Raw genomic sequence first — 22,395 nt, forward strand, 5'->3', positions numbered from 1 at the left:
AGCTTCGATCCGGAGAGCGAGAAGAACACGAAGGGCACAACAGCCCACCAGAGCAGAATATGATCGTTCCTGGCGAATGCGCGGCGAACCGCGGAAATCAGGACGAACGTCCACGGGAAGGTCAACAGCAGCAGAACGGGAAGAAAGAAGTAAATCGGCCGGCCGTGTCCGTGAATGGAGGACGTGAATCGTTCAAAGTTCTGATTAATGAAGAAAACCCTGATGAATTCCCATCCGTTGAAGGCGGTGCAGAGCAGATACCAGGGACCCGCAAGGGCGGCCGCGATCCACAGCCCTTTCGGGTACCAGTTTTTCCACTCATCCCGTCTGCCCCGCAGCAGGAGAAAGCCTGCCAGCGAAATCGCCGGCAGCACCAGAGCGACCGGACCCTTGGCCAGCACTCCCAAACCCAGCGACGCGTAAAACCCGTAAAAATACCAGCGCCGCTTTTCGGTCGTTTCGTTGAAACCGGCCAGAAAAAATACCAGCGCCATCGTCAGACATGCGGTGAGAGGCATATCCATCGACGCGGCCCGCGCGAACGCGAAGGCTCCGATCGAGGTGAGAAAGATCATGGCCGCAAGAAAACCGGTTGCGCGATTCCACAGTTTCCGCCCGCACCAGTAGACGAAAAAGACGCAGATCGTTGCTCCGAAGGCGGATGCGAATCTTGCTCCCGCTTCGTTCTGGCCGAGTATTTTGTAGCCCGCGGCCGCGAGCCAGTACATCAAGGGAGGCTTCTCGAACCACGCCATACCGAACAGACGGGGTGTAATGTAGTCGCCCGACGCCAGCATCTCGCGGGCGATTGCCGCATACCTGGGCTCGTCCGGCCCGATCAGACCGATGCCGCCCAGCGCGTAGAAAAAGAACACGTAGCAGAGAACCGCCAGGACCCCGATGATGATGTGATCGAAATACGGACGCAGCGTGGGTTTCATGCGATGACTAACTTCTGAATTATGCCAAAATACCAGCGTGCGCGGAGGCGTAAAAGAACTCGCCGAGTACGGCCTTGCCCTGGCGCTGATCAAGACGTTCGGCGCCCTGCCGCGTCCGGTCGCCTATCCCGCCGCCAGGATCATTGGCAGGCTTGGTTTTCATCTCGCCCGGCGGCAGAGGCAGGCGGGCCTTCACAATCTCCGGATGGCCTTCCCGGACATGAGCGAAAGCGAGCGCGAACGCATTCTGCGGGGCTGCTTTCAAAACCTCGGGCGGCTGCTGGTCGAGTTCACACACTTCCCCGAACTGAACAAAACCAACATTTCAGAATTTGTCGTGCACGACGGGCTCGAGAACTATCTCGACGGGCTGCGGCGTGGACGCGGGGTGATCTTCATGACGGCGCATTTCGGCGCCTGGGAACTCAGCTCGTTCGCGCATGCCCTCTACGGATACCCTCTAAAATTCATCGTGCGGACGCTCGACAACAAACGCGTCGAAGGGCTCATTTCGAGCTACCGCACCGCCAGCGGGAACCTGCCGATCGACCGGCGGAACGCCGGCCGCGACGTTTTGAAAGCATTGCGGCAGAACCAAGCCGTCGGCATCCTCTTCGATCAGAACACCACGCGCAGCGAGGGCGTTTTCGCCGGCTTTTTCGATACTCCCGCAGCGACAACTCCGGCAATCGCGTTATTCGCGTTGAGGACGGGAGCGGCTGTCGTTCCAGGATTCCTGATCTGGGACACGGCATTGCAGAAGCATCGGCTGCGTCTCGACCCGCCGGTCGAGTTGATCGATACGGGCGACCTCGATCGAGACGTCCTGGAAAACACGAAGCTGTTCAACAAAATCCTGGAAAGCTACATTCGGCAATACCCGGACCAGTGGTTGTGGATTCACCGCCGCTGGAAAACTCGGCCGGAAGGGGAGCCTCCAATTTATTAATCTATTGCATCATTCGAGGTTGCTGCATTTCTATATTTGAAATGAAACAACTTCGAATGATGCAATGATGCAATTAAATCTTACCTTCCCAAGGGCTGCCCGTAAGCCATGCTCTCCAGGCGGGCAATGCGGTCTTCTAATGGAGGATGCGTACTGAACAGATTCGTCATTCCGCCGCCGTGGAGCGGATTCACAATAAACATGTGCGCAGTAGCCGGATTCGCATCGAGCGGAACCCGCTGCGATCCCGTCTGAAGCTTTCGCAGCGCACTCGCCAGCCACATCGGATTTCCGCAGAGTTTGGCGCCGCTGGCATCGGCCTGGTATTCGCGGGAGCGAGAGATGGCCATCTGAATCAGCGCCGCGGCGATCGGCGCAAGGATGATCATGGCGAGGCTGGCAATCAGACCGCCGTTTCCTTCGCGATCATCGCGCCGGCCGCCGCCGAAGATCATCGCCCACTGTGCCATGTTGGCCAGCATGCTGATAGCGCCGGCGACCGTTGCGGCGATTGTTCCGATCAGGATGTCGCGATTGTGGACGTGTCCGAGCTCATGCGCCATCACGCCTTCGAGCTCCTCGGGGGTCAAAAGCCTCAGAATGCCTTCCGTTGCGGCGACTGCCGCGTGATTCGGATTCCGGCCGGTGGCAAACGCATTCGGAGAGTCCGAAGGAATGAGGTATACCTTCGGCATCGGCATATTCATCTTCAAGGCCAGATTATGAGTGACGCGCCACAACACCGGCGCCTCGGCTTCCGTCGCCTCCTGGGCGTTATACATCCGCAGCACGAGTTTGTCGCTGAACCAGTAGCTGAACATGTTCATCCCGCCGGCAAAGACGAACGCTATGATCATTCCCTGGCGTCCGCCGAATGCGCCGCCGACCAGGACAAGCAGAACGGTCAGGAAGGCCATGAGAAGCACTGTTTTAGTTGTGTTCATTTGAATCTCCTAAACTGCGTGCCAGCAATTCCACCGGGTGAAGAACTTCGAGCTTCATTCCGCATTTCTTCGCACCATACCTGAACTGAAACATGCAGCCGGGATTACCCGTGGCGAGGATATCGACGCCGGCCTTCTGAATCTTTTCCATTTTGCGGTCGAGAATCTCCATCGATAGCTCGTTTTGCGTGATGTTATAAATTCCTGCACTGCCGCAACACTGATCCGCACCTTCCACTTCCACAAAGTGTATGCCTGGAATCGCTTTTAGCAACGTTCGCGGCTCATTTTTTACCCCTTGTCCATGAATGAGATGGCAAGGATCGTCGTATCCCACTCGGCGCTCCAACGGAACCTTTAGACGCTCGAAAATCCGCGTGGACACCAGGAACTCTGCGATGTCTTTTACTTTAGAGGAGAAGGCTTCGGCGCCATCGACGAGCAGCGGGTACTCCTTCAACATCGCGCCGCAGCCCGCCGCATTAATAATGATGGCATCCAGCTGGCTCACGTCGAACGCCGCGATATTGGTCCGGGCCATGTGACCGGCCGTTTCGCGCAGCCCGGCATGGTTCGCAAGCGCGCCGCAGCAGATCTGTTCACCGGGAACGATGACGTCGTAACCCGCGGCGGTAAGCAGCCGGATCGAGGACTTGTTGATCGAGCCCATCATGGAGTTCATCACGCATCCCGTAAAGAATGCGACCGTGCCCTCTTTCTTTCCTTCAGCGCGATACCTGCTGCCGGCCGGAACACCGCTTTCGAGGCCGATCTCGGGCATGAGGGCTTCGGCTGCGGCCAGCTTCGGCGCGATTGCCTTCAAGAGCCCCGTGCTCCGGACGAGATCCTGTATTCCGGTCACCCGGTAGAGCTGCAACATGCGCGAGGCAAGATGGAACCGCCACGGATAAGGAAAAACGTGATTCAACATCAGGCGCGCGATCCAATGCGCCGGACGGTCTTCGACGATCTTGCCGCGCATTTCTTCCATCATGTGGCCGAAGTGGACGCCGGAAGGGCACGCCGTCTCGCACGCGCGGCAATCCAGACAGCGGAACATATGCTCGACGAAAGAGTCCGTGATTTTGGCGCGGCCCTCGTCGAACGCTCGCATCAGGTAGATACGTCCGCGCGGAGAATCCATCTCGCTGCCGAGCACACGGTACGTTGGGCACGAGGAAAGGCAAAGACCGCAATGGATGCAGTCGAGATAGAGCGGAGGTTTTTGCGTTTCTGTCATGATTTCAATACTTCAACATACTGTGAGCGACCCCCTGCCGTGCCTTCGGCACGGCTGGGGGGTCGCTCACACGCCATGTTGAAATCCACTTCCTGGTCAAAGCCGTTCTCCATCCACATGCCTTCCGGGATTCAATCGTCCATCCGGATCGAACGCCGATTTCATCTTCTTCATCAGGTCCGCTTCAGCCCCGGTAATACCGAAGGTCGCTACCCCGCGCCGGACTTCCAGGGGAGCTCTCTCGATCACAACCCGATACTTCTGCCGGATGCGCGGTATCTCATCCCCCGAATCCAGCCGCATCAGAACAATTCCGTTCAAGCCGTGCGCGATCCATCCGGACGGCCGGTACTCCTCTATTATTTCATGCACCTGAGTGGGAAGTCCGACGACGCGAACCACGACCGGCCCGAATCCGTTATAGCGCTGGCGCAGCTGCTCCCAGACCGCAGCCTCATCCGCGCCTTCGTGGGCCGTCCAATCCGCATCCTTCGGCAGATTCTTCAATTGCCATTCGACGGCCTTGGCATGCTCTCCGAAACGGAGCCATATTTCATTGTTCGAGCCAGACCACACACAGGCAACGGGCTGCAGCGGCCCTGTCCTCAAGGAAGCCAGACATGCGGCGGCAGCGCGGGCATCCCCGAATTGCGCGATGGCCGTCGCCGTGCGTTCGAAGTTTGCCCGGAGTTTCAGACTGATTTCGCTAATGACGGCAAGAGTTCCCAGCGAGCCGGTGTACAGCTTGTGGAGGTCGTATCCGGTAACGTTTTTTACAACCCGGCCGCCGGACTTCGAAATTTTCCCGCTGACTTCGACCACCTTCATGCCGATGATCCAATCCCGGATCGTACCCGACGCCCGGAACGGTCCCTGCGCGTTCGTCGCCGCGATCCCGCCAATCGTCGCTGCTGATCCGTTCCACGGATCCAGCGGCAGGAATTGTTTGTTTTCCAGCAGTGTGCGATGCAGCTGACCCAAGGTAACGCCGGCTTCGACATGGATCGTAAGATCCGCGGGAACGTATTCCGTTATCCGCGACAGCTGCGTCAGATCGACGGCAGTGTCCGCACTTCTTAAAGGGTTTCCAAAGGAAAGCTGCGTGCCGGCGCCGAAAGGAACGATCGCGCCTTTTTCGTTCGAGATAAGCTTCGCAAGGTCGTCGACAGTGTCGGGCCGGAGAACCTTCAAGGGCGGCAGACCGTCGATCGTCAACGCTGAACCTTCTCCGGCGATCCCAGCAGGATCGCTTCGACGCGCTTGCCAATCTCGGCCGTGCTTGTGGTCGCGTGCTTGCCGACCTCGGTGCAGGCGCGGCGGCTTGGGAAGATTTTCGCAGGATTCAGCAGACCGTCGGGATTGAAAACCCGCTTCACGCGCATCATCGTTTCGAGGTCGCCCTCGCTGAAGACAAGATCCATGAAATCCTTTTTCTCGTACCCGATGCCGTGCTCGCCGCTGAGAGATCCGCCGACATCGACGCAAAGCTTCATGATCTCTTCGCTCATCGCAAAGATTTTGTCGACCTGGTCCGGATGCCGGCTGTCGAACAGGATCAGCGGATGCAGGTTGCCGTCGCCCGCATGGAAAACATTGGCAACGCCGAGACCATATTTCTCCGACATCCGGTCGATCGCGACGAGAACTTCAGGAAGACGCGTCCTGGGAATCACGGCATCCATCGTGATCATGTCCGGAGCCAGACGGCCCATCGCGCCGAAGGCGCCTTTGCGTCCGAGCCAGAGCTTCGCCCGCTCTTCATCGTCTTTGGCCACACGGATGTCGTACGAACGATTCTTCCGGCAGATCTCCACGATCGCACTGGCAGTTTCTTCCAGTCCGTCGCGGAACCCATCGACTTCGATCAGAAGCGCGGCAACCGCATCGAGCGGGTAGCCCGCTTTGTAGACCGATGCTTCAACCGCTTCGATGGTCCTGGCATCGACGAATTCCAGCGCAGATGGAACAATGCCGGCAGCGATCACATCCGACACCGTCTGGCTGCACTCTTCAACAGAGTGGAATGCGGCGAGCAGCGTTTTTACAGCCTGCGGCTTTGGAAGCAGCCGCACGGTGATCTCGGTCACGATCGCGAAGGTTCCCTCGGACCCGACGATCGAGCCGAGGAGATCCATGCCGATGGGCTCTCCTGCAGGATTGCCCAGCCGGATAATCTCTCCGCCTGAGGTGACGGCCTCGACCGCGAGAATGTGATTCGTCGTCATGCCATATTTCAGGCAATGCGGACCGCCGGAATTTTCCGCCACGTTACCGCCGATACTGCACGACATCTGACTCGAGGGATCGGGCGCGTAATAAAGTCCGTGCGGCGCAGCCGCCTGCGAGATATGAAGGTTGACGACGCCGGGTTGAACGACGGCGATGCGGTTCTCCGTGTCGATCGACAGAATCCGATTCATCCGCTGCATCTCGATGACGATGCCGCCTTCGACCGCCAGCGCTCCGCCGCTCAATCCCGTTCCGGCGCCGCGCGGCAGAAACGGAATGCGATACTCGTTCGCCACCCGGACGATCTGCGCAACGTCTCCGGTTGTCTTTGGGAAAACGACGACGTCCGGACGGTTTTTGAACAGCGGCAACCCGTCGCACTCGTAAACCAACAGCTCGGTTTCGTCCTCGACCACGCAAGTTGAATCCAGAAAGCCCCGGAGTCTGGCGACAATGTCCCGGTTCACTGCTTGTTCTGCTGCTCCTTCAGCTTCTTGATCTGCTCTCTGACGAAGGGAGCCTGCGGATGATCGGGATTGGTTTCGACCAGCTTTTCCCAGTATTCCAGCGCGCGCTTGGGATCGTTTTTTCCGTGCAGCATGGCAACGCCGAGATTGAACAACGCCTGGGCGTTCTTCGGATCGGTCTTCAGGACGTTCTGAAAGACCGCGATCGCGTCGTCGTACCGGCTGAGATAGAACATCGCGGTCCCCATGTCGGTCTGGACATTGAGGGCATCGGGGCGAATCTCCAACGCCTTCTTGTACAGGCTGATCGCATCGTCATATTGCTTCTGATCGAAATTAATATTGCCGAGTTCGACGATCGAATCGAAGTCTTTGGGGTTCTGCTTGACCTTGTCCGTGAGTTCCTTGACCCGAGCCATATCTACAGGCGGGGGTGGAGGCTCGTTCGACGATGCCGCGTTGGCCGCGGAGACGTCGGTGGGCACATTCGGATCGACTTCAAGCGGCAGCGCCTTGACAACATCCGGCGCCCGCTGTTTGGTCCAGGTGTAGAGCACACCAAAACCGATAGCGAACCCGATCAATAGAAACAGCCACCGCTGCACACGCATCCCCTGCATGATACCGGAAATTCAACAAGGTGTGTGAGTGACCCCCTGCCCGGCGCTTCGCGCCCGGCAGGGGGGCGCTCACACACCTTGTAAATCTACTGGCCTGCCCCACACACCACGCGGCGGCATCCGCCATGCAGCGTACAGGGCGCGAGTACCATTCCTCTGCCCTCTGTATCCGAATTCAGCTCTGTACGGAGGACTCATGATTAAACAGCTTTCCGCACTGGCGCTTGGCCTTGCATTCATAGCTTTGCCGCTGAGAGCCCAGACGGCAAATACCGTGTCCGTCGGTTTCGCGGTTGTTACTCCGGCTGCCGCCGCTGCAACCGGACTCACCGCAGTGGAAACAATTGGAAACCTCCAGGGTTCCACTATTGAAACAGCCAGTCTTCCCGCGGCCTCCCTGACGACCAACGCATCAGTCATTGTCGACCTCGATATTGCTCCTGGTACGTTGACTTCCAATACCGACGTCACGGGGTCTCTGGGAACCGGTTCGGGGATAAGGAATCTGGGCCCGCGGCAGAGTCTTCCGAGCGGCAGCAGCCAAGTCAATGGCCAGCTCCCGGCGCCGGCCACCGCGAGGCTCACGAGCACCGGCGCAACGCCGGTGGCGCTGTTCAGCAACACGGCCATTTCAATCGTGAATCCACACTCCACGACGGCAACCATCACCGCAACTTTGACCGACAGCCAGGGAATGTCGATCAGCCTGCCGGCTCTTCAAGTCCCGGCCATGCAGCAGACATCCCGGTTTGTGAATCAGTTCCTGGACACTTCGATTTCCCTTAAATTGCCGTTCAACGGCGTCATCACCTTTAATGCAGATATGCCGGTCGGAATCGCGGCATTTCAGTTCAGCGGCAGTTCCTTCTCGACTGTGCCCGTCCTGACCAGCCCAGGTACGGCCTTGATTCCGCAGTTCATCACAAACGCCGGCGGGCCGGGCGCTCTCCTGCTCCAGCAGTTCGTATCGGGCGGCGGCTGGACAACTCAGATCGCCATCGCAAATCTTTCCAATACGCCGCAAACGGTGACAGTGGATGTGTTCGGCAGCGACGGCACACTGGTTTCGACACTGGCGAACCAGCAAATTGCCGCGAACGGGGTCCTGAGCCTTTCGCAGTAAATCCAATACAAGTCAGAGAAAAGGCCCGAACAGCTGGCGGTAGGCATCGTCTGGAAAAGGCGCGCCGTGATGAGAGGAGCGCATCAGGTCGATGATGGCGGCATTCAGGGACAGGTTGATCGGTGTTTCGATGTCCACGGCCAGGACTACCGAGAAGCCCGGAAATTGCCGTCCGATCTTCTTCAAGAGCGAGCTGTCGAGCCGCGCGACGAGCGCAACCCGGACGGCGCGTTCGTCCCGCTCCAGAACCAGCGCCGATTCGGTGTTCTGTGTGGCGCTCCAGCCCTGCTTCAACAGGGTTTCGTGGGCTGCGCGAAGCACAGGTCCCGCGATATCGAAGGGCTGCGTTTTTCTTCGTTCCTGGTCGTACTGGCGGCGGCGCACGGGTTCGCTGAGAACGGAAAAAGCCTCATTGATTTCAGTCATCCTCGAAGCCGCGTCCGGCGTGGGATTACGGTCCGGATGGAACTCCATCGCGAGAATCCGGTATGCCTTGTGGACTTCTTCGAATGTCGCAACGGGTGTAAGCCGCAGCAAGTCGTAGTAATCGGAGGTCATCACTCGCCTCCCACGTAGCAGCTTCGATAAGCTTCACGCACGGCCAGCTCACCGGATAGAACAAGGTCGACGGCCTGGCGGGCCATCGAAACGTATCCCGCGCCGCGGGCGGCCTGCCGGATTTCCAGTTCCGATCCCTGGAGAATCGTGTTCCGCAGCCCGGCGTTGACTTCCATCAATTCGTAGATCCCCAGGCGGCTGCGGCTTCCGCTCGAATCGCACTCGGCGCAGCCGGGGCTCTGCCGTAATTGATTTACCTTGTTTTCATCGATCGACAAATGCTGCAGGTAGATCGGCCGCGGAAAGTCCGGCTCCGCGCAAGCCGTGCAATTCAACCGGACGAGTCTCTGAGCGACGACTCCGACCAGCGCAGATGCAAGAACACTCCTGTCCACTCCCAGTTCGCACAGGCGGAGCAACGCCGAGATCGCGTCGGTCGCGTGAAGCGTGGACATCACCAGGTGTCCGGTCATCGCCGCATGAAAAGCGGTGACGGCCGTATCGGAATCCCGTATTTCGCCGACCAGAATCACATCGGGATCCTGCCGGAGGATGGACCGCAAAGCCTTCGCAAAGGTGAGTCCGGTTTTCTCGTTGACCGGAACCTGGCTGACGCCTTCAACTTCATATTCGACTGGGTCCTCGATTGTGACGATGTTCATCGGCTCCTGCCGGATCTCGTTCACGAACGCATACAGGCTCGTGGTCTTTCCGCTGCCGGTCGGCCCGACCACCAAAAGCATTCCCTGCGGCCGCCGGATCAGGGCGTGCAGACGTTCTTCGACGCTGGATTGAATCCCGAGCTGCGACAGCGTCATCAGCCGGCGGCCTCTGCGTAGAATACGAATGACAATTTTCTCGCCCCAACGGGTCGGGAGCACGGAGACCCGGATGTCCATGCCGTTCGATTCTTCGGCCGCGATATGGCCATCCTGTGGAATGCGCCGCTCGCTGATGTCGAGCTTGGCCAGAACTTTGATGCGAACAACGAGGTTCTCGTGCATCCATTTGGGAACCTCCAGCGATTCGCGAAGAATCCCGTTTACCCGGTAACGGACTCTGGTAGCGCCCGATCCCGGCTCGATATGAACATCGCTTGCATCGGCCGCAGCCGCTTCCTGGAAAATCGTCTTTTGAATGCGCACGACCGGCGGACACTCTTCAGGCAGGCGCGGCTTGTCGCGCAAAACGACGGCGGGAAGTTGTTGTGTCATGTTCCTTGATTCTGGGGCCGGGGGAGGGCGAGGGCTTGATTATCACAACACGAGGACAGCCGAATTGCCACCTGAGAAACAATTCGTGGCATAATCCGCCCTTCATTCTGTTCACGATAGGAGAAATCATGCGTCGAATTGCTTTATTAGGCCTTGCCACGCTCTTCCTTGCGGGCGTGACATTGGGCGAAGACTTCTGGGTGAAGAAGGATTACACGCAATGGAGTGGTGAAGAGGTCAAAAAAATCATGACCGATTCTCCCTGGGCCAAGGATGTTGCCGCCAGCGTCCCGTCGAACCTCCTCCCGCGGCCGGCCGCAGCGGCTGTGGACCCTACGGCAGCACCGGCAAGACGAGGCCGCTCAGCCCCTGCAGACGGCGATAGCGCTCCTGCGGACGGTCTCGTCAGTCTTACGGTGTCCTGGCGGAGCGCGCTGCCTTTGCGCAAAGCGATCGTGAAAAGCCGCGTGGGCGCATCCAGCGAGATTCCGGAAGAAATGAAGCAGATGCTGAAAGACCAGGATGAATACGTGATTGCAGTCTCGGGGGTGCCTGCCAACTTGGCTCCATTCGTCCAGGATGCCCGTACGAAACTTTCGGCGCTCAAAATAGGCAAGAGGGCGCCGCTCATGCCGAAGAGCGTGGATTTCCAGAAGAAAACCCAAAGCATTGATGTCTTTTTCTCCTTTCCAAAGAGCGAGATCATCATGCTTGCCGATAAAGAAGTCGAATTTGACGTGGTTCTCGGGCCGATCAATGCGAAGCGGAAATTTACCTTGAAAGATATGGTGTATAACGGGAAGCTGGAGTTGTAGGCCGCATCCATGATCTACGACGTCACTGCGCCGATTTCGAACGCCATGCCGGTCTGGCCCGGCGATCCTCCGGTGCAGTTGACGCCGAAATCGCACCTCTCCGGCGACAAAACGCATACCGTGCATCTGACGTCGATCGAGATGGGCTCCCATACGGGCACTCATGTCGACGCGCCATTCCACATGATCGACGGCGCGAAGCGCCTCAGCGATTTCCCGCTCGACGTTTTTATCGGACCGGCCACCGTTTTCGAAATCCCTTCAGCACGCTCGGTTGGCCGCGCCGAATTGGAGCCCTTCAAGTGGGACGGCGTCGAGCGTGTTCTGCTCAAAACCGAAAACTCGAAACATTGGCAGGACGGCCGGTTCTACGAAGACTTTGTATACCTGGAACCCGATGGGGCGCAGTTCCTGGCCGATCGCGGCATCCGGCTGGCCGGAATCGACTATCTATCCATCGACAAGTTCAAGTCCGAGTCCCATCCGTCGCACTTTGTACTGCTGAAGAAAGACATCATCATCCTCGAGGGGTTGAATTTGAACGCCGTGCCGGCGGGCAGGTATCAGATGGTGGCCCTGCCGCTCAATCTGCAGGGCTCGGACGGAGCTCCGGCGCGCGTCATACTCACCAATTGAATATGAAAATTGAAAAAATCAAAGCGCGAGAGGTATTGGACTCCCGCGGCAACCCGACGGTTGAAGTCGATTGCGTGCTGGACAATGGCGTTCTCGGCCGCTCCATCGTTCCGTCCGGCGCATCGACCGGAGAACACGAAGCCCTTGAACTGCGCGACGGCGACAAGAAGCGCTTCCTGGGTAAGGGCGTCCTGAAGGCCGTGGCGAACGTCAACGACCTGATTGCACCGGCGGTCACCGGGCAGGACCCGACACTGCAGTCCCATATCGATCAGTTGATGCTTGCCATGGACGGCACGAAGAACAAATCGAAACTCGGCGCCAACGCCATGCTTGGCGTATCCATGGCAATCGCGCGGGCCGCCGCCCAGGCTCATGAGCTGCCGCTCTATCGTTATATCGGCGGCGTCAAGGCCAGCGTCCTGCCGGTCCCGATGATGAACATCGTCAACGGTGGCGCTCACGCCGACAACAACGTCGATATGCAGGAATTCATGATCATGCCGGTCGGCGCCACCAGCCTGCCGGAAGCGGTTCGGATGGGAGCCGAGGTCTTTCAGCACCTCAAGAAGATTCTTCACGACAGCGGCCACGGAACGGCCGTCGGCGATGAGGGAGGATTCGCGCCGAACCTGAAGTCCAACCAGGAAGCCATCGAACTCATCCTGAAGGCGATCGAAGCCGCGGGCTACAAACCCGGAGACCAGATCGCGCTCGCCCTCGACGCAGCATCCAGCGAGTTCTACGACAGGAACGGCAAGTACATTTTCAAAAAGTCCGATAAATCCGCCCGCACCGCCGCCGACATGGTGAAGCTCTATGCCGAATGGGTGAGCAAATATCCGATCGTCTCGATCGAAGACGGCCTCGCCGAAGACGACTGGGACGGCTGGCAGCTCCTGACCCGCGAGCTCGGAAAGAAAGTGCAGCTTGTCGGCGACGATCTCTTCGTCACGAATACCGAGCGCCTCGCCCGCGGAATGGGGATGGGCGTCGCCAACGCGATCCTGATCAAGGTGAACCAGATCGGCACCCTCACGCAGACGCTCGACGCCATCAACATGGCGCGGAAAGCGTCTTATGGAATCGTGATTTCACATCGCTCCGGCGAAAGCGAAGACACGTTCATTGCGGACCTGGCGGTCGCCACCAATGCCGGACAAATCAAAACGGGCTCGATGTCCAGGACGGATCGCGTGGCGAAATACAATCAGCTGCTTCGCATCAACGAAGAGCTCGGCGATGCGGCGGTATACGCGGGACGTGAAGCAGTGAAAATCGTCTAGTGCTTCTTTCGCTCTTCGACGATGGCCCTCAATTCCTTGGCTGCGAGGAGATCTTTTTCGCGTCCCATGGCTTCTTTCGCGGCTATCAGATCTTCGAGGGATATAACGTGGAATAATCGGCCCTCGATTTCGAAATCTTCGGCTCGTTCCCTCAACCGTCCGAAATCGCCAACGCCCAAAATGGAGGACAGTATATCGATGACGCCGACGTCAGTCTGCAAATACAGATTTTGTACCCCTCCGGCCTTAGGAAACTCTAGAAAAGAAAGCCGCTGAGGTGTCATCCGGTGCTTAGGATTCCAAGGACCCAGGATCGTCCGGAGCTTCTCCACCGTCTGATCGGAAAGCGCCATGCAAATATCCAAGTCACGCGTGACAGTGAAGAGCCATGTGTGACAGCGGCGTAGCCGCTGACGATTACAAACTCCAAACCTGAATCAACGAGTCGCTGCAGGATCTGTCTGAAGTGTTGCATCGCGAGTCATCCGCGCTTTTTCGAGTTCGAGGATCACATCCAGCGCCAGGTCGTGTTGCCGCCAGCGTTCCGCTGGAGACAGAGAGAGATTCAACTCGATCAAATTAACATCGAAGCCGGCGCAACGGGCCTCTTCAATTGCAGAACCAGTCGGCGAACTCATGACATTATTATCGCAGAGTCGCAGCCCGAATAGATTGGAAGTCGATATTGTCTCAACAGGATGTTCGGGCGTTGATTCAGCAGGAGCGGATCGAAGGGTCAGGTAAGGTCGAGCTTAAGCTGCAGTTTTCTGTACGTCCTGGTGATCGACAGCGTGCAAAACCCCACCGAAAATTGATCGTGCGAAGTACTTGACTGTATTGGAAAGCCCCAATAATAATTCTTGTGTGGGTATTCGCTGGCAACATTCTGTCGTCTTCGCGGTCTGCATTGCTCTTTTCGTATGTAGTATTCTCTGCACTTTTGCGGGAACGATCGGAGCGCAGAGCTTCGTCTTCCTGCCGGCCACTATTGCGGTCCTCTGTATCGTTCTTCTCTCTGTTCGCATTTGGGTCGCAACTGAATCGCCTGTCCGTCTGCTCCAGCCTGCGCTGAATTCTCTCTCCCCTCGCGCACCTCCTCAGGCCTAGCTCCCTTCACGAACTGACTTCAATAACAATTTAATTACGGGAGATTTCTATGGCACTGAGACTCTATCTGTCCATGTTTTCTTTGCTTATTGTCTTGGCACGTTTCATCGGCGTTGCACCACTCATGGCCCAATCGCAATCAACGCCGCCACTGATGTTTGAAGCGGCCTCAGTAAAGCGTAACGTTTCGGGGGACCGCTATTTCGGCGTCGATCTTCTTCCAGGTGGAAGGCTCTCGGCGAAAAACATGCCGCTCGGCTTCCTCCCTCTCGAGGCATACCAGGCCCCGTCCCTCCGAGTCGTTCCCACTGACGATTTCAAAAAAGCAGTCAGCCCTGAAATAAGGAATCGCCGGTACGATATCGAGGCAGTGGCAGAGGTAAATTCAATCCCGCCAGGTTCTTCGGCGAAGGTTCGAAACGAAAAGCTGCGCGTGATGCTTCAAAATCTTCTTGCCGATCGATTTAAGCTCGCCGTTCACCGCGAGGTCAAGAACGAGGCCGTGTATGCAATCGTGGTAGCGAAAGGCGGTCCTAAACTTAAAAAAGCTGCCATCGCAGAGCCCGATTGCTCGGATAAGGTTACAAGTCCACTCGACCCTTCTTCGTGTCATGTTCTCATCAGCGGGAGTGGGCAAGGACTCCACGGAGAAGCAGTCGACATGGCGGACTTGGCGAGAGCTTTGTTTAACGCCTTGGATCGTCCCATCGTCGACAGAACGGGGCTGAGTGGCCTCTGGAATATTCAAACTGGTGGTTGGGCCGACCCTCGGATACTGGCCCTGCCAACCAGGCCGGCGCAGAACGAACCACAACGGGCGGGGGACCTGGCTATTGCCGATCCTTCTCGTCCAACGTTATTTGCTGTATTCGAAGAACTTGGACTCAAGCTGGAGCCCCAAACAGCACCGATCGAAACTGTCTTCATCGATCATATTGAGCCGCCTTCTGAAAACTAAAGCGGCAGATGAGGCAAGTGGAATTCTGGTAGACCAAGTAACTTGACAGCTGTGGGATTCGGCGCCGGAGAATCACTGGCGCCGAGTCCCGGGCAGTTTTCCACAAAAAAAGCCGCAGATGATGCGGATCTTCATCATCTGCGGCTCTTTCAGGCTAGATCACCATACGCTGGACCGGCTGGCTCCAGTCGGTGACCGAAGGCGCGGACGTGGAACATATACGTCATGCCCGGGGTCAGATTTTCGACCGCTACCTGCTTTCGCGCAGTAGCGACCGTGATCTTCGTCCATACCGGCGCTGTCCCGTTCGTGGTTACCGGCGTGTACTCGAGTTCATAGTTACGCGCATTTGCCACCGGATCGTCGCTAGCAGTTCGCCGGCTTTGCCGTGATCGAGGCTGCTCACCAATATATGATCTGGAGATCTGGGGACAGACACCGAATTCCGACAAACTACAATTCGGTGTCTGTCCCAGAATCCCTAGGCCAGTGTCCTGCCGGTCCCGATGATGAACATCGTCAACGGCGGCGCTCACGCCGACAACAACGTCGATATGCAGGAATTCATGATCATGCCGGTCGGCGCCGCCAACCTGCCGGAGGCGGTTCGGATGGGAGCCGAGGTCTTTCACAACCTCAAGAAGATTCTTCACGACAGCGGCCACGGAACGGCCGTCGGCGATGAGGGAGGATTCGCGCCGAACCTGAAGTCCAACCAAGAAGCCATCGAACTCGTCCTGAAGGCGATCGAAGCCGCGGGCTACAAACCCGGAGACCAGATCGCGCTAGCCCTCGACGCGGCATCCAGCGAGTTCTGCGACAAGAACGGCAAGTACATTTTCAAGAAGTCCGATAAGTCCGCCCGCACCGCCGCCGACATGGTGAAGCTCTATGCCGAATGGGTTAGCAAATATCCGATCGTCTCGATCGAGGACGGGCTCGAAGACGACTGGGACGGCTGGCAGCTCCTGACCCGCGAGCTCGGAAAGAAAGTGCAGTTGGTCGGAGACGATCTTTTCGTCACGAATACGGAGCGACTCGCGCGAGGAATGGGGATGGGCGTCGCCAACGCGATCCTGGTCAAGTTGAATCAGATCGGCACGCTCACGCAGACGCTCGACGCCATCAACATGGCGCGGAAAGCGTCTTACGGAATCGTGATTTCACATCGCTCCGGCGAAAGCGAAGACACATTCATCGCCGACCTTGCCGTCGCCACCAATGCCGGACAAGACCGGCTCCATGTCGCGGACGGATCGGGTGGCGAAATACAATCAGCTGCTTCGCATCAACGAAGAGCTTGGCGATGCGGCGGTATACGCGGGCCGCGAAGCAGTGAGAATCGTGTAGCCGCAGATGACCGCGGCTACAGAGAGATAACTCTGAAATCCGGTATGCGATCGAAGTCCCTTCGGTTATCCGTTCCGATCGCATAGCCAAGTTCCAGCGCACACGCACCGATGATGAGATCCGCTAAAGGAAGCGTGATGCCTTTGGCGGCTTGTTCTCCGCCGACACGAGCAATGATTTCCGCCGTCGCCTGAGTAATGGAGTGCACCGGAATCTGTGCCTTCAACTCATCGACAAACTGACGGCGGTGTTGGCTGCGGCCGGGCGTGTTCGCTCGATAAATGCCGTGCGCCATTTCCGCAACCGTCAGCGCCGAGACAACAATCGGAACATCAGCGACGATAGGGACAGCCGCGCGAATGTTTCGAAGGACTTGCGGTGTGGTGAGTTTGGCGCGCTCGGCAGCAACGAGGACGCTTGAATCAAGCACTAGTCCACGGATGGCGGATTCCATGGCTCACGATGGCTCTGGATGCCTTCTTGTACATCCCGCGCAAAATCCTCATCGAGGACGGCATGGGCGCCGCTGGCTTCAAGAGCCGCAATCACTTCGGAGATCTTGCGGCCTTTGACTTCGGGAGCTTTGAGCACAGCGACGGGCCGATGGTTTTGCTCGATGATCACCTCGACGCCTTGCTGGACCTTTTCCAAAACGCCATGCAGATCGCGTGCAAGTTCTGTTTCGCTGATACGAACTGTACTCATAGCTTTGATGATAACGTGTGGAATTCGGGACAGAGAGCAATTTTCGCTTCGCGGTTCATTGTACACAATGGCGACGACGAGTTCCGGCTTTGCAGGAATAACGATCAGAATACAAATCCTCCGGCCGGCCTTGGGTGCCGAAACATCCGTTCCTTGTTTTTTGCGACAGGGACCGAAGGGCCTTCAGAAATTGGTTACGACACCGATTTTTCCCCTACGAAACTTCTGGGCAGGCTGTCCAGAGAGGTCTGGGAGTAGCTCGGCGTTATCCCGATCTTCCTTTTTCTCTATAGCTTTGCCGAGCTCGACGTCATGCGTGATCCGAACGCGCGGAGGACGTGACGAGTAGAGTTTATGTTGTGCGCTTTCAGCCATACTTGAACCTCACTGGGTTGTAGTATCTCGAAATTGCATCTGCCCTGACACCATTATTTTAGGATTATCGATGGGGGGAGGCTCTGCCATGCCGGACGTATGGAATACATCGATACTGGGAAAGGAGGCTCGCCGCATTGTTTCTGCTACGCTAAGTGGCATGTCGCCCCTGAAAATCATCTCTGCCGGTTTTCTGCTCTTCGGTTTCACGCAAGTTTTTGCCCAGACTCAGAAGGACATGCCGTCTTTCGAAGCGGTATCCATCAAGCCGTCCGCTCCCATGCCAGCGTATTTCATGCCGGGAACCCGGCTCGTTTGTCCGCTCTCCGGATGCGGTGGTCCAGGCACTTCCGACCCTGGACTGATAAGGTTCGCGGACATTTCTTTGAGACACCTGATCGAGACGGCCTATAGCGCAATGCCGTATCAAATTGAGGCTCCGAGCTGGCTCGATTCGGGCAGGTTCGATGTCGCCGCCACCGTTCCCCAAGGCGCGACACGCGGGCAGGCAATGCGGAGCGCGAGTTACAAAATTCGAGTTCAACGGCCAGAGCATAACGAAGTTTGCGGAGGTGCTGACATCACCGGCGGATCGTCCTGTTATCGACATGACCGGGCTCGCGGGAAAGTACGACATCCGTCTGGAGTTCGTTCCCGACATCTCAAATCCACACAGCGTCCCGGATCTGTTTACGGCGCTCACGGAGTAACTGGGGCTAAAGTTGGAATCCAGCAGGACGCCCGTCGACCCCCCTCTTTCAAAATAAATCGCCTTTGTGCCGGCAATCGCGACTATTCGCCGAAGCGCAACGAAGTGGAGCCGTCGGAATACTCTGAGTGTCGCTGCAAGATTTGCGACATCGGCCGCGCGCCAGGTTTTTCATCGACTGTTTCGTCCTGCCGGCCGCTTTGGGAAATCTTTCGCCCGCCAGCTTGATGTTTGGCCGGAAATCCAAATATTCGCCGGCACAATCGATTTGCAAGCTGCGAAATAAATACCGTTCGCACGTCAGACAATTGTTGGGGAAATCCGGCTTTTACCTTCTGCGCGCACCAAGGAATCACTGAATATATCGAACCTCGAGCAGATTTTCTGCGCTGCAGTCCGCCGGTCCAACGCCCTCCTGAAAATCGCGCCTTTCAGCTGCTTGCTGGAGCTGTCGGCGGCATTTCGGCCGTGTCGCTGGAAATCCGAATCGTCAGCCGGAAATTCAAGATAATCGCTGGAAATCCGGCGAAGTCCCGGAACGTCGGCGCTCGTGCGGGAAGTCTCAGATCTCCGGCCGAACATTTGAAGTTTCAGCGAGAGAGCTAACAATTCGGCCGGCGCTGTGATTTTCCGGCCGCCGGTTTCGTTTTCCGCTGAAGATATGGATTTTCGGCTGAAGATTGCGATTTTCCTGCGAGACTGTTTTCTTCCGCCGAACCTTTTATCCCTCAACTGAACTTTTCAATTTTCCCGATGCGCCCTCCGCGATCCGGTGAAAATTTAGATTGTCACGCGGCAATTCAAATCTTTGCCGCAGACGTTCGTCCTCCAGCGGTCGATTTGAATGTTCGCGCAGCTTTTCAATTGTTCCGTTGCGGTTTCGAATTTCCGGTGAAACGGCCAACGTTCGGCTGACGATTTGAATTTTTGGCTAGAGCGGCCGATCTTCGCGGATTGCTTTGAATGTTCCGGGAAACGGTTCAAACTTCGGCGACGATCAGCGAGATTATCAAAACTGGAACGTCAGATAATGGAGACGCCGTGGACGAAAGGCCCATTAACGATCCGGCAAATCCAGGAGCACGGGTTCGCGAAGCGGAAGCGGCCTGCCTACACCACAGTGCAGACGACGGTCTACCGTCTGGAGGCGAAGAGCGCGGTTCGCCGCGCCAGCAAGATCAGTAACGCGCACGTCTTTGAACCTGTCCTTTCCCGGGACGCTGCGGGCGGACGCCTGCTGGATGAGCTATTGAGTTTTTTTGGAGGCGGGCTCCAGCCGGTGATTGCGCATTTGATCGAGTCGGGCAAGTTTACGGCTGAGGATGTGAAGCAGGCGGAGAAGACGTTGCGTGACTTCGCGAAAAGGGAGAAACCGAATGAATTCAGGATGGCTCTCCGCAGTAGCAAATCACCTGTGGCAATCCACGCTCGTCACGCTGTTGGCAGGGATGCTGGTTTTGCTGGTCAAAACGTGCGGAGCGCATGTCCGCTACTGGATATGGTTCGCTGCATCCGTGAAATTCCTCGTGCCGTTCTCTCTCCTGATCGCCCTGGGAAGTGGGGTGAAATGGCGGTCGGCTCCGCCTATCGTGGCATCTGCTTCCGTGGCTATAGTGGCCATCACGTGACGGCGCTGAACGCCTCCGCCTGGCTACAGCGCAGCCGGCAGCGGAGCCGCGCTTGACACTTGCATTGCCCCGCCCTACGCTGAAACCATGATGACCGTAAAAATTGACCTTCCCGACGATCAGGCTGCCGCGTTGCGGGCAAAAGCTGCTGCGCAGGGTCTCAGTCTGGAAGAGTGGTTTCGCGCTCTCGCAGAGCGATCCGGCTCCCCGAATCCGGGCCAAAATGGGCGTGATACGAGGGCTATTTGGGATGTGATTGCCGAGAATATGAAGAATGTGCCCCCGGAAGATCTCGCCGCGCTTCCGAAAGATGGCGCCAGCCAGATTGATCACTACCTTTACGGCCATCCCAAGAGACCGTAGTGAAGGCTGTTTTTGCCGATACGTTTTATCGGGCGGCGCTGACCAGCACCGACGATAACGCCCACGATCGCGCACTTGCCGTCAGCCGCTCCCTGCAGCCGGATAAAATCGTAACGACCGACGAGGTCTTAAATGAATATCTCGCCTATTTCTCCAATGCCCGCCCGAGTGTCCGCGCCCAGGCAGGAAAAACCGTGGCCGATCTCCTCGTAAATCAGCTGGTGGTTGTTGTTCCGCAGAGCCGTGAATCCTTTTTGGCAGGCCTTCAGCTGTACCGGGCACGACCCGACAAGGGATACAGCCTGACGGATTGCATTTCGATGGTGACCATGCGCCGGGAAAGCCTTATGGACGCTCTCACCAACGACCGGCATTTTGAGTAGTGAACGGGACTGCGTCGGCGACGACGATCACACCGGCCGTTCGGCCTTCCGGTTTCGGTCCATTTCGCGGATCGTCTCAAGATCGTGTTCAAAATCTTCAATCGTAAACTTCTCGACTCGATGCTGCTTCAAGAAGGCATCCAGCTCAAAACGGGAGGACATCCCCAGCAGCATGCGAAGTTGGTGACCCGTCATCCGCCTCTCCCGGTATGCTTCGAGCGCGAGGGCTTCCAGCGCGGCTCGGGAAGCTTCCTGGCCGCGAGGTATCAAAGGCGCGGCCAACTCGTCAGGAATTGAAATTACGATCTGCATGATTTCAAATTATCACAGAAGCTCGTTTACCTGCAGGTTCCGCTGATCTCTAACCTCGGAACCTTCATCGCAAGCCATAATCGCAACAACTTCCAGACGACCACACCACCACCGCTTGTATAGCTACAGCTCCCTGCGGGAACCGGCAGCCACAAAAAAAGAGGAACCCGGCCAGAGTTCTCAATTACTTGAGAATCGGCCGGGTTCCTTTAGAAACGAACTAGACGCAGATGATCGTCGAGATCGGACTCCAGTCGGAATAACCGAGCACGCCCAGGGCCTGCACCTGGAACCCGTAAATCGTGGTTGGTGTCAGACTGGAGATCGTGATCGGCTTCTGAATGGTGGCTGCCGGGACCGTCGTCCACGCACCGGGCGTCGTTCCGTTCATTACCGCATAACGGATGAAGTACGACTTTGCGCCGGCTTGCGCTTTGACAGCGACGACAATCTGACCGGAATTCACGCCGAAATCCAAATAACGGAATGTCGGAGCGCCTACCGGTTGAGGAGCGGACTTACCGGTTGGCTTCGCGGTAAAACCACTCGCCGAGAAAATTACCGGATCGTCGTTGGACACGTTCTGGACCCACAGCGCAAGCAGGTTGAGATCTTGAATGACCAGCTTGCGTTGCTTCATAACCACTGCTTTCGCAGTCTTTCCGCTATCCATTGCGGCGAGGACCGCTTCGGCCAGTGTGTTACCGGACGCATCCAGCGACGCGGGGTCGATCGGCGGGTTCGGGAAATATACCGGATTACCGCCGATTCCCGTAGCCACGTGATGCGCCGTGTTGGCCAACGTGTTGGAATCGAGCTTACCGAAGCCGGTCACCGCTTTAAGCGATGAGGGCTTCTTGTTTGTAGTAGCCGACTGCGGAGTGGACGTCGTGATGGACGTTGAGGCCGCAGCCGAGGTCGTGGACGGCGTGGAAACCGTCGTGTTCAGATCATTAGTGGACATGGGACACCTTCCTTTCGAATATTCAGCGGACGGAAGCAGAAACATTCCGTTCATTACACTCACCGCTTACGGTTAACGGTTTTGCCGCCGGATAGACACTCCGGTGACGTTAATTGAGGCTTCGCCCTATCGCATGAGGTTTCGCGCTATCGCGCTTACGCTCCGCGCGGGCTCGCGCTTCGCGATTGGAGCAGAAATTGCCTTAAATCGGCGCTCTCTCTTCTCTAAAGTCGACAAACTCGGTTACAAATTGCCGGAACTGACTGATAATGCGCGACATCCCAACACGAAAGGCTATTTATGGACAAAAGAGAGCGGCAACGTCAGATCGAGCAGGATTCTGTGCGCGACGGCTGTGTTCGATGGTGCCAGAACACCGAATACCAGGACGCGACCGACACCAGGCCATACCGGAATTTGCTGGGGATCGTGTTGACGTTGCTCGCGGACGCCATCCGTGCCGAACAGGAGATCCTGAAGACGTCTAAGAAGACGCTTCCCGCCTGGGGACTGGCTCTG

27 protein-coding genes and 2 pseudogenes are annotated in these 22,395 nt (G+C 57.2%); 12 read left to right on the top strand and 17 right to left on the bottom strand.

The annotated features are described in order from the left end of the window. Nucleotides 1–941 (bottom strand): glycosyltransferase family 39 protein (locus tag VGK48_15500; protein HEY2382581.1); only part of this gene is annotated, 941 nt, incomplete at its 3' end. A gap of 37 nt (nucleotides 942–978) precedes the next feature. On the opposite strand from VGK48_15500, the gene VGK48_15505 reads away from it, so the two are divergent. Next, complete coding sequence (locus tag VGK48_15505) at nucleotides 979–1,890, top strand: lysophospholipid acyltransferase family protein (GenBank protein ID HEY2382582.1); 912 nt, start codon at nucleotides 979–981, stop codon at nucleotides 1,888–1,890. Nucleotides 1,891–1,970: 80 nt separating this feature from the next. Here the strand turns inward: VGK48_15505 and htpX are convergent, their stop codons facing one another. From htpX to VGK48_15530, 5 genes are all read right to left on the bottom strand, one after another. Beyond that, nucleotides 1,971–2,834 (bottom strand): zinc metalloprotease HtpX, encoded by an 864-nt coding sequence (gene htpX, locus VGK48_15510; protein HEY2382583.1) that lies wholly within the window; start codon nucleotides 2,832–2,834, stop codon nucleotides 1,971–1,973. Continuing rightward, nucleotides 2,821–4,074, bottom strand: a complete 1,254-nt coding sequence (locus tag VGK48_15515; protein HEY2382584.1) for a (Fe-S)-binding protein — start codon at nucleotides 4,072–4,074, stop codon at nucleotides 2,821–2,823. The genes htpX and VGK48_15515 overlap by 14 nt, the downstream gene beginning before the upstream one ends. A gap of 96 nt (nucleotides 4,075–4,170) precedes the next feature. Then, on the bottom strand, nucleotides 4,171–5,289 hold the full coding sequence (locus VGK48_15520) for an FAD-binding oxidoreductase (GenBank protein HEY2382585.1): 1,119 nt from the start codon (nucleotides 5,287–5,289) through the stop codon (nucleotides 4,171–4,173). Continuing rightward, nucleotides 5,286–6,770: an FAD-linked oxidase C-terminal domain-containing protein gene (locus VGK48_15525; protein HEY2382586.1), complete on the bottom strand. Its 1,485-nt coding sequence runs from the start codon at nucleotides 6,768–6,770 to the stop codon at nucleotides 5,286–5,288. The genes VGK48_15520 and VGK48_15525 overlap by 4 nt, the downstream gene beginning before the upstream one ends. Beyond that, nucleotides 6,767–7,375, bottom strand: coding sequence for a tetratricopeptide repeat protein (locus VGK48_15530; protein ID HEY2382587.1), 609 nt, complete (start codon nucleotides 7,373–7,375; stop codon nucleotides 6,767–6,769). The genes VGK48_15525 and VGK48_15530 overlap by 4 nt, the downstream gene beginning before the upstream one ends. Before the next feature lie 211 nt (nucleotides 7,376–7,586). On the opposite strand from VGK48_15530, the gene VGK48_15535 reads away from it, so the two are divergent. After that, complete coding sequence (locus VGK48_15535) at nucleotides 7,587–8,513, top strand: hypothetical protein (GenBank protein ID HEY2382588.1); 927 nt, start codon at nucleotides 7,587–7,589, stop codon at nucleotides 8,511–8,513. 12 nt (nucleotides 8,514–8,525) lie between these two features. Here the strand turns inward: VGK48_15535 and VGK48_15540 are convergent, their stop codons facing one another. Both VGK48_15540 and VGK48_15545 read right to left on the bottom strand, forming a co-directional pair. Then, nucleotides 8,526–9,071, bottom strand: a complete 546-nt coding sequence (locus VGK48_15540) for a J domain-containing protein (protein HEY2382589.1) — start codon at nucleotides 9,069–9,071, stop codon at nucleotides 8,526–8,528. Beyond that, entirely contained in the window at nucleotides 9,071–10,285 is a 1,215-nt protein-coding gene (locus tag VGK48_15545) for a GspE/PulE family protein (protein HEY2382590.1), read from the bottom strand. Before VGK48_15545 ends, VGK48_15540 begins: the two co-directional genes overlap by 1 nt. 128 nt (nucleotides 10,286–10,413) lie before the next feature. On the opposite strand from VGK48_15545, the gene VGK48_15550 reads away from it, so the two are divergent. The 3 genes from VGK48_15550 to eno (VGK48_15560) are packed head-to-tail and all read left to right on the top strand — an operon-like array spanning nucleotide 10,414 to nucleotide 13,022. Beyond that, a complete protein-coding gene (locus VGK48_15550) occupies nucleotides 10,414–11,100 on the top strand; it encodes a hypothetical protein (GenBank protein HEY2382591.1) in 687 nt (228 codons plus the stop codon). Between the two features lie 9 nt (nucleotides 11,101–11,109). Beyond that, complete coding sequence (locus VGK48_15555) at nucleotides 11,110–11,736, top strand: cyclase family protein (GenBank protein ID HEY2382592.1); 627 nt, start codon at nucleotides 11,110–11,112, stop codon at nucleotides 11,734–11,736. Between the two features lie 2 nt (nucleotides 11,737–11,738). Beyond that, a complete protein-coding gene (gene eno, locus VGK48_15560; GenBank protein HEY2382593.1) occupies nucleotides 11,739–13,022 on the top strand; it encodes a phosphopyruvate hydratase in 1,284 nt (427 codons plus the stop codon). Here eno (VGK48_15560) and VGK48_15565 read toward each other — a convergent pair. Next, the gene (locus VGK48_15565; protein ID HEY2382594.1) at nucleotides 13,019–13,243 is read right to left on the bottom strand and encodes a nucleotidyltransferase; all 225 of its coding nucleotides are present in this window, start codon (nucleotides 13,241–13,243) and stop codon (nucleotides 13,019–13,021) included. The genes eno (VGK48_15560) and VGK48_15565 overlap by 4 nt on opposite strands. A 216-nt stretch (nucleotides 13,244–13,459) precedes the next feature. Continuing rightward, on the bottom strand, nucleotides 13,460–13,660 hold the full coding sequence (locus VGK48_15570) for a hypothetical protein (GenBank protein HEY2382595.1): 201 nt from the start codon (nucleotides 13,658–13,660) through the stop codon (nucleotides 13,460–13,462). Between the two features lie 518 nt (nucleotides 13,661–14,178). On the opposite strand from VGK48_15570, the gene VGK48_15575 reads away from it, so the two are divergent. Continuing rightward, a complete protein-coding gene (locus VGK48_15575; GenBank protein HEY2382596.1) occupies nucleotides 14,179–15,087 on the top strand; it encodes a TIGR03435 family protein in 909 nt (302 codons plus the stop codon). A gap of 149 nt (nucleotides 15,088–15,236) precedes the next feature. Here VGK48_15575 and VGK48_15580 read toward each other — a convergent pair whose 3' ends face one another. Beyond that, on the bottom strand, nucleotides 15,237–15,443 hold the full coding sequence (locus VGK48_15580; protein HEY2382597.1) for a fibronectin type III domain-containing protein: 207 nt from the start codon (nucleotides 15,441–15,443) through the stop codon (nucleotides 15,237–15,239). 129 nt (nucleotides 15,444–15,572) lie between these two features. Between VGK48_15580 and eno (VGK48_15585) the strand changes: the two are divergent. Continuing rightward, nucleotides 15,573–16,437: pseudogene (eno, locus tag VGK48_15585) on the top strand (phosphopyruvate hydratase). Nucleotides 16,438–16,453: 16 nt separating this feature from the next. On the opposite strand, the gene VGK48_15590 reads toward eno (VGK48_15585), so the two are convergent. The 4 genes and pseudogenes from VGK48_15590 to VGK48_15605 form a co-directional block, all read right to left on the bottom strand. Beyond that, nucleotides 16,454–16,891 (bottom strand): PIN domain-containing protein, encoded by a 438-nt coding sequence (locus tag VGK48_15590; protein HEY2382598.1) that lies wholly within the window; start codon nucleotides 16,889–16,891, stop codon nucleotides 16,454–16,456. After that, nucleotides 16,867–17,142: a hypothetical protein gene (locus tag VGK48_15595; protein HEY2382599.1), complete on the bottom strand. Its 276-nt coding sequence runs from the start codon at nucleotides 17,140–17,142 to the stop codon at nucleotides 16,867–16,869. The genes VGK48_15590 and VGK48_15595 overlap by 25 nt, the downstream gene beginning before the upstream one ends. A 231-nt stretch (nucleotides 17,143–17,373) precedes the next feature. Further along, nucleotides 17,374–17,517 (bottom strand): annotated as a pseudogene (locus VGK48_15600) (type VI secretion system contractile sheath small subunit). A 228-nt stretch (nucleotides 17,518–17,745) separates the two neighbouring features. After that, nucleotides 17,746–17,898, bottom strand: a complete 153-nt coding sequence (locus tag VGK48_15605) for a hypothetical protein (GenBank protein HEY2382600.1) — start codon at nucleotides 17,896–17,898, stop codon at nucleotides 17,746–17,748. A gap of 86 nt (nucleotides 17,899–17,984) precedes the next feature. On the opposite strand from VGK48_15605, the gene VGK48_15610 reads away from it, so the two are divergent. The 4 genes from VGK48_15610 (at nucleotide 17,985) to VGK48_15625 (ending at nucleotide 20,600) form a co-directional block, all read left to right on the top strand. Continuing rightward, entirely contained in the window at nucleotides 17,985–18,227 is a 243-nt protein-coding gene (locus VGK48_15610) for a TIGR03435 family protein (GenBank protein HEY2382601.1), read from the top strand. A gap of 918 nt (nucleotides 18,228–19,145) precedes the next feature. After that, nucleotides 19,146–19,910 carry a BlaI/MecI/CopY family transcriptional regulator gene (locus tag VGK48_15615; GenBank protein ID HEY2382602.1) on the top strand — a complete coding sequence of 255 codons (765 nt, stop codon included), beginning with the start codon at nucleotides 19,146–19,148 and terminating at the stop codon, nucleotides 19,908–19,910. A gap of 31 nt (nucleotides 19,911–19,941) precedes the next feature. Next, nucleotides 19,942–20,217: a hypothetical protein gene (locus VGK48_15620; GenBank protein HEY2382603.1), complete on the top strand. Its 276-nt coding sequence runs from the start codon at nucleotides 19,942–19,944 to the stop codon at nucleotides 20,215–20,217. Continuing rightward, nucleotides 20,217–20,600: a nucleic acid-binding protein gene (locus tag VGK48_15625; protein HEY2382604.1), complete on the top strand. Its 384-nt coding sequence runs from the start codon at nucleotides 20,217–20,219 to the stop codon at nucleotides 20,598–20,600. The genes VGK48_15620 and VGK48_15625 overlap by 1 nt, the downstream gene beginning before the upstream one ends. Nucleotides 20,601–20,627: 27 nt before the next feature. On the opposite strand, the gene VGK48_15630 is transcribed toward VGK48_15625, so the two are convergent. Then, nucleotides 20,628–20,912: a UPF0175 family protein gene (locus VGK48_15630; protein HEY2382605.1), complete on the bottom strand. Its 285-nt coding sequence runs from the start codon at nucleotides 20,910–20,912 to the stop codon at nucleotides 20,628–20,630. Nucleotides 20,913–21,132: 220 nt separating this feature from the next. Continuing rightward, nucleotides 21,133–21,876 (bottom strand): fibronectin type III domain-containing protein, encoded by a 744-nt coding sequence (locus tag VGK48_15635; GenBank protein HEY2382606.1) that lies wholly within the window; start codon nucleotides 21,874–21,876, stop codon nucleotides 21,133–21,135. Between the two features lie 300 nt (nucleotides 21,877–22,176). Here VGK48_15635 and VGK48_15640 point away from each other — a divergent pair. After that, the coding region (locus tag VGK48_15640; protein HEY2382607.1) for a hypothetical protein at nucleotides 22,177–22,395 on the top strand (219 nt) is incomplete at its 3' end.

Source organism: Terriglobia bacterium (assembly GCA_036496425.1).
Classification (GTDB): Bacteria; Acidobacteriota; Terriglobia; order 20CM-2-55-15; family 20CM-2-55-15; genus 20CM-2-55-15.

Bases quoted from the DNA above. Each gene is read 5' to 3' on its own strand.
- htpX (HEY2382583.1), bottom strand. From the start codon at position 2,834: ATGAACACAACTAAAACAGTGCTTCTCATGGCCTTCCTGACCGTTCTG.
- VGK48_15515 (HEY2382584.1), bottom strand. From the start codon at position 4,074: ATGACAGAAACGCAAAAACCTCCGCTCTATCTCGACTGCATCCATTGC.
- VGK48_15535 (HEY2382588.1), top strand. From the start codon at position 7,587: ATGATTAAACAGCTTTCCGCACTGGCGCTTGGCCTTGCATTCATAGCT.
- VGK48_15540 (HEY2382589.1), bottom strand. From the start codon at position 9,071: ATGACCTCCGATTACTACGACTTGCTGCGGCTTACACCCGTTGCGACA.
- VGK48_15545 (HEY2382590.1), bottom strand. From the start codon at position 10,285: ATGACACAACAACTTCCCGCCGTCGTTTTGCGCGACAAGCCGCGCCTG.
- VGK48_15550 (HEY2382591.1), top strand. From the start codon at position 10,414: ATGCGTCGAATTGCTTTATTAGGCCTTGCCACGCTCTTCCTTGCGGGC.
- VGK48_15555 (HEY2382592.1), top strand. From the start codon at position 11,110: ATGATCTACGACGTCACTGCGCCGATTTCGAACGCCATGCCGGTCTGG.
- eno (HEY2382593.1), top strand. From the start codon at position 11,739: ATGAAAATTGAAAAAATCAAAGCGCGAGAGGTATTGGACTCCCGCGGC.
- VGK48_15570 (HEY2382595.1), bottom strand. From the start codon at position 13,660: ATGAGTTCGCCGACTGGTTCTGCAATTGAAGAGGCCCGTTGCGCCGGC.
- VGK48_15575 (HEY2382596.1), top strand. From the start codon at position 14,179: ATGGCACTGAGACTCTATCTGTCCATGTTTTCTTTGCTTATTGTCTTG.
- VGK48_15590 (HEY2382598.1), bottom strand. From the start codon at position 16,891: ATGGAATCCGCCATCCGTGGACTAGTGCTTGATTCAAGCGTCCTCGTT.
- VGK48_15595 (HEY2382599.1), bottom strand. From the start codon at position 17,142: ATGAGTACAGTTCGTATCAGCGAAACAGAACTTGCACGCGATCTGCAT.
- VGK48_15605 (HEY2382600.1), bottom strand. From the start codon at position 17,898: ATGTCCGCGAACCTTATCAGTCCAGGGTCGGAAGTGCCTGGACCACCG.
- VGK48_15610 (HEY2382601.1), top strand. From the start codon at position 17,985: ATGTCGCCGCCACCGTTCCCCAAGGCGCGACACGCGGGCAGGCAATGC.
- VGK48_15620 (HEY2382603.1), top strand. From the start codon at position 19,942: ATGATGACCGTAAAAATTGACCTTCCCGACGATCAGGCTGCCGCGTTG.
- VGK48_15630 (HEY2382605.1), bottom strand. From the start codon at position 20,912: ATGCAGATCGTAATTTCAATTCCTGACGAGTTGGCCGCGCCTTTGATA.
- VGK48_15635 (HEY2382606.1), bottom strand. From the start codon at position 21,876: ATGTCCACTAATGATCTGAACACGACGGTTTCCACGCCGTCCACGACC.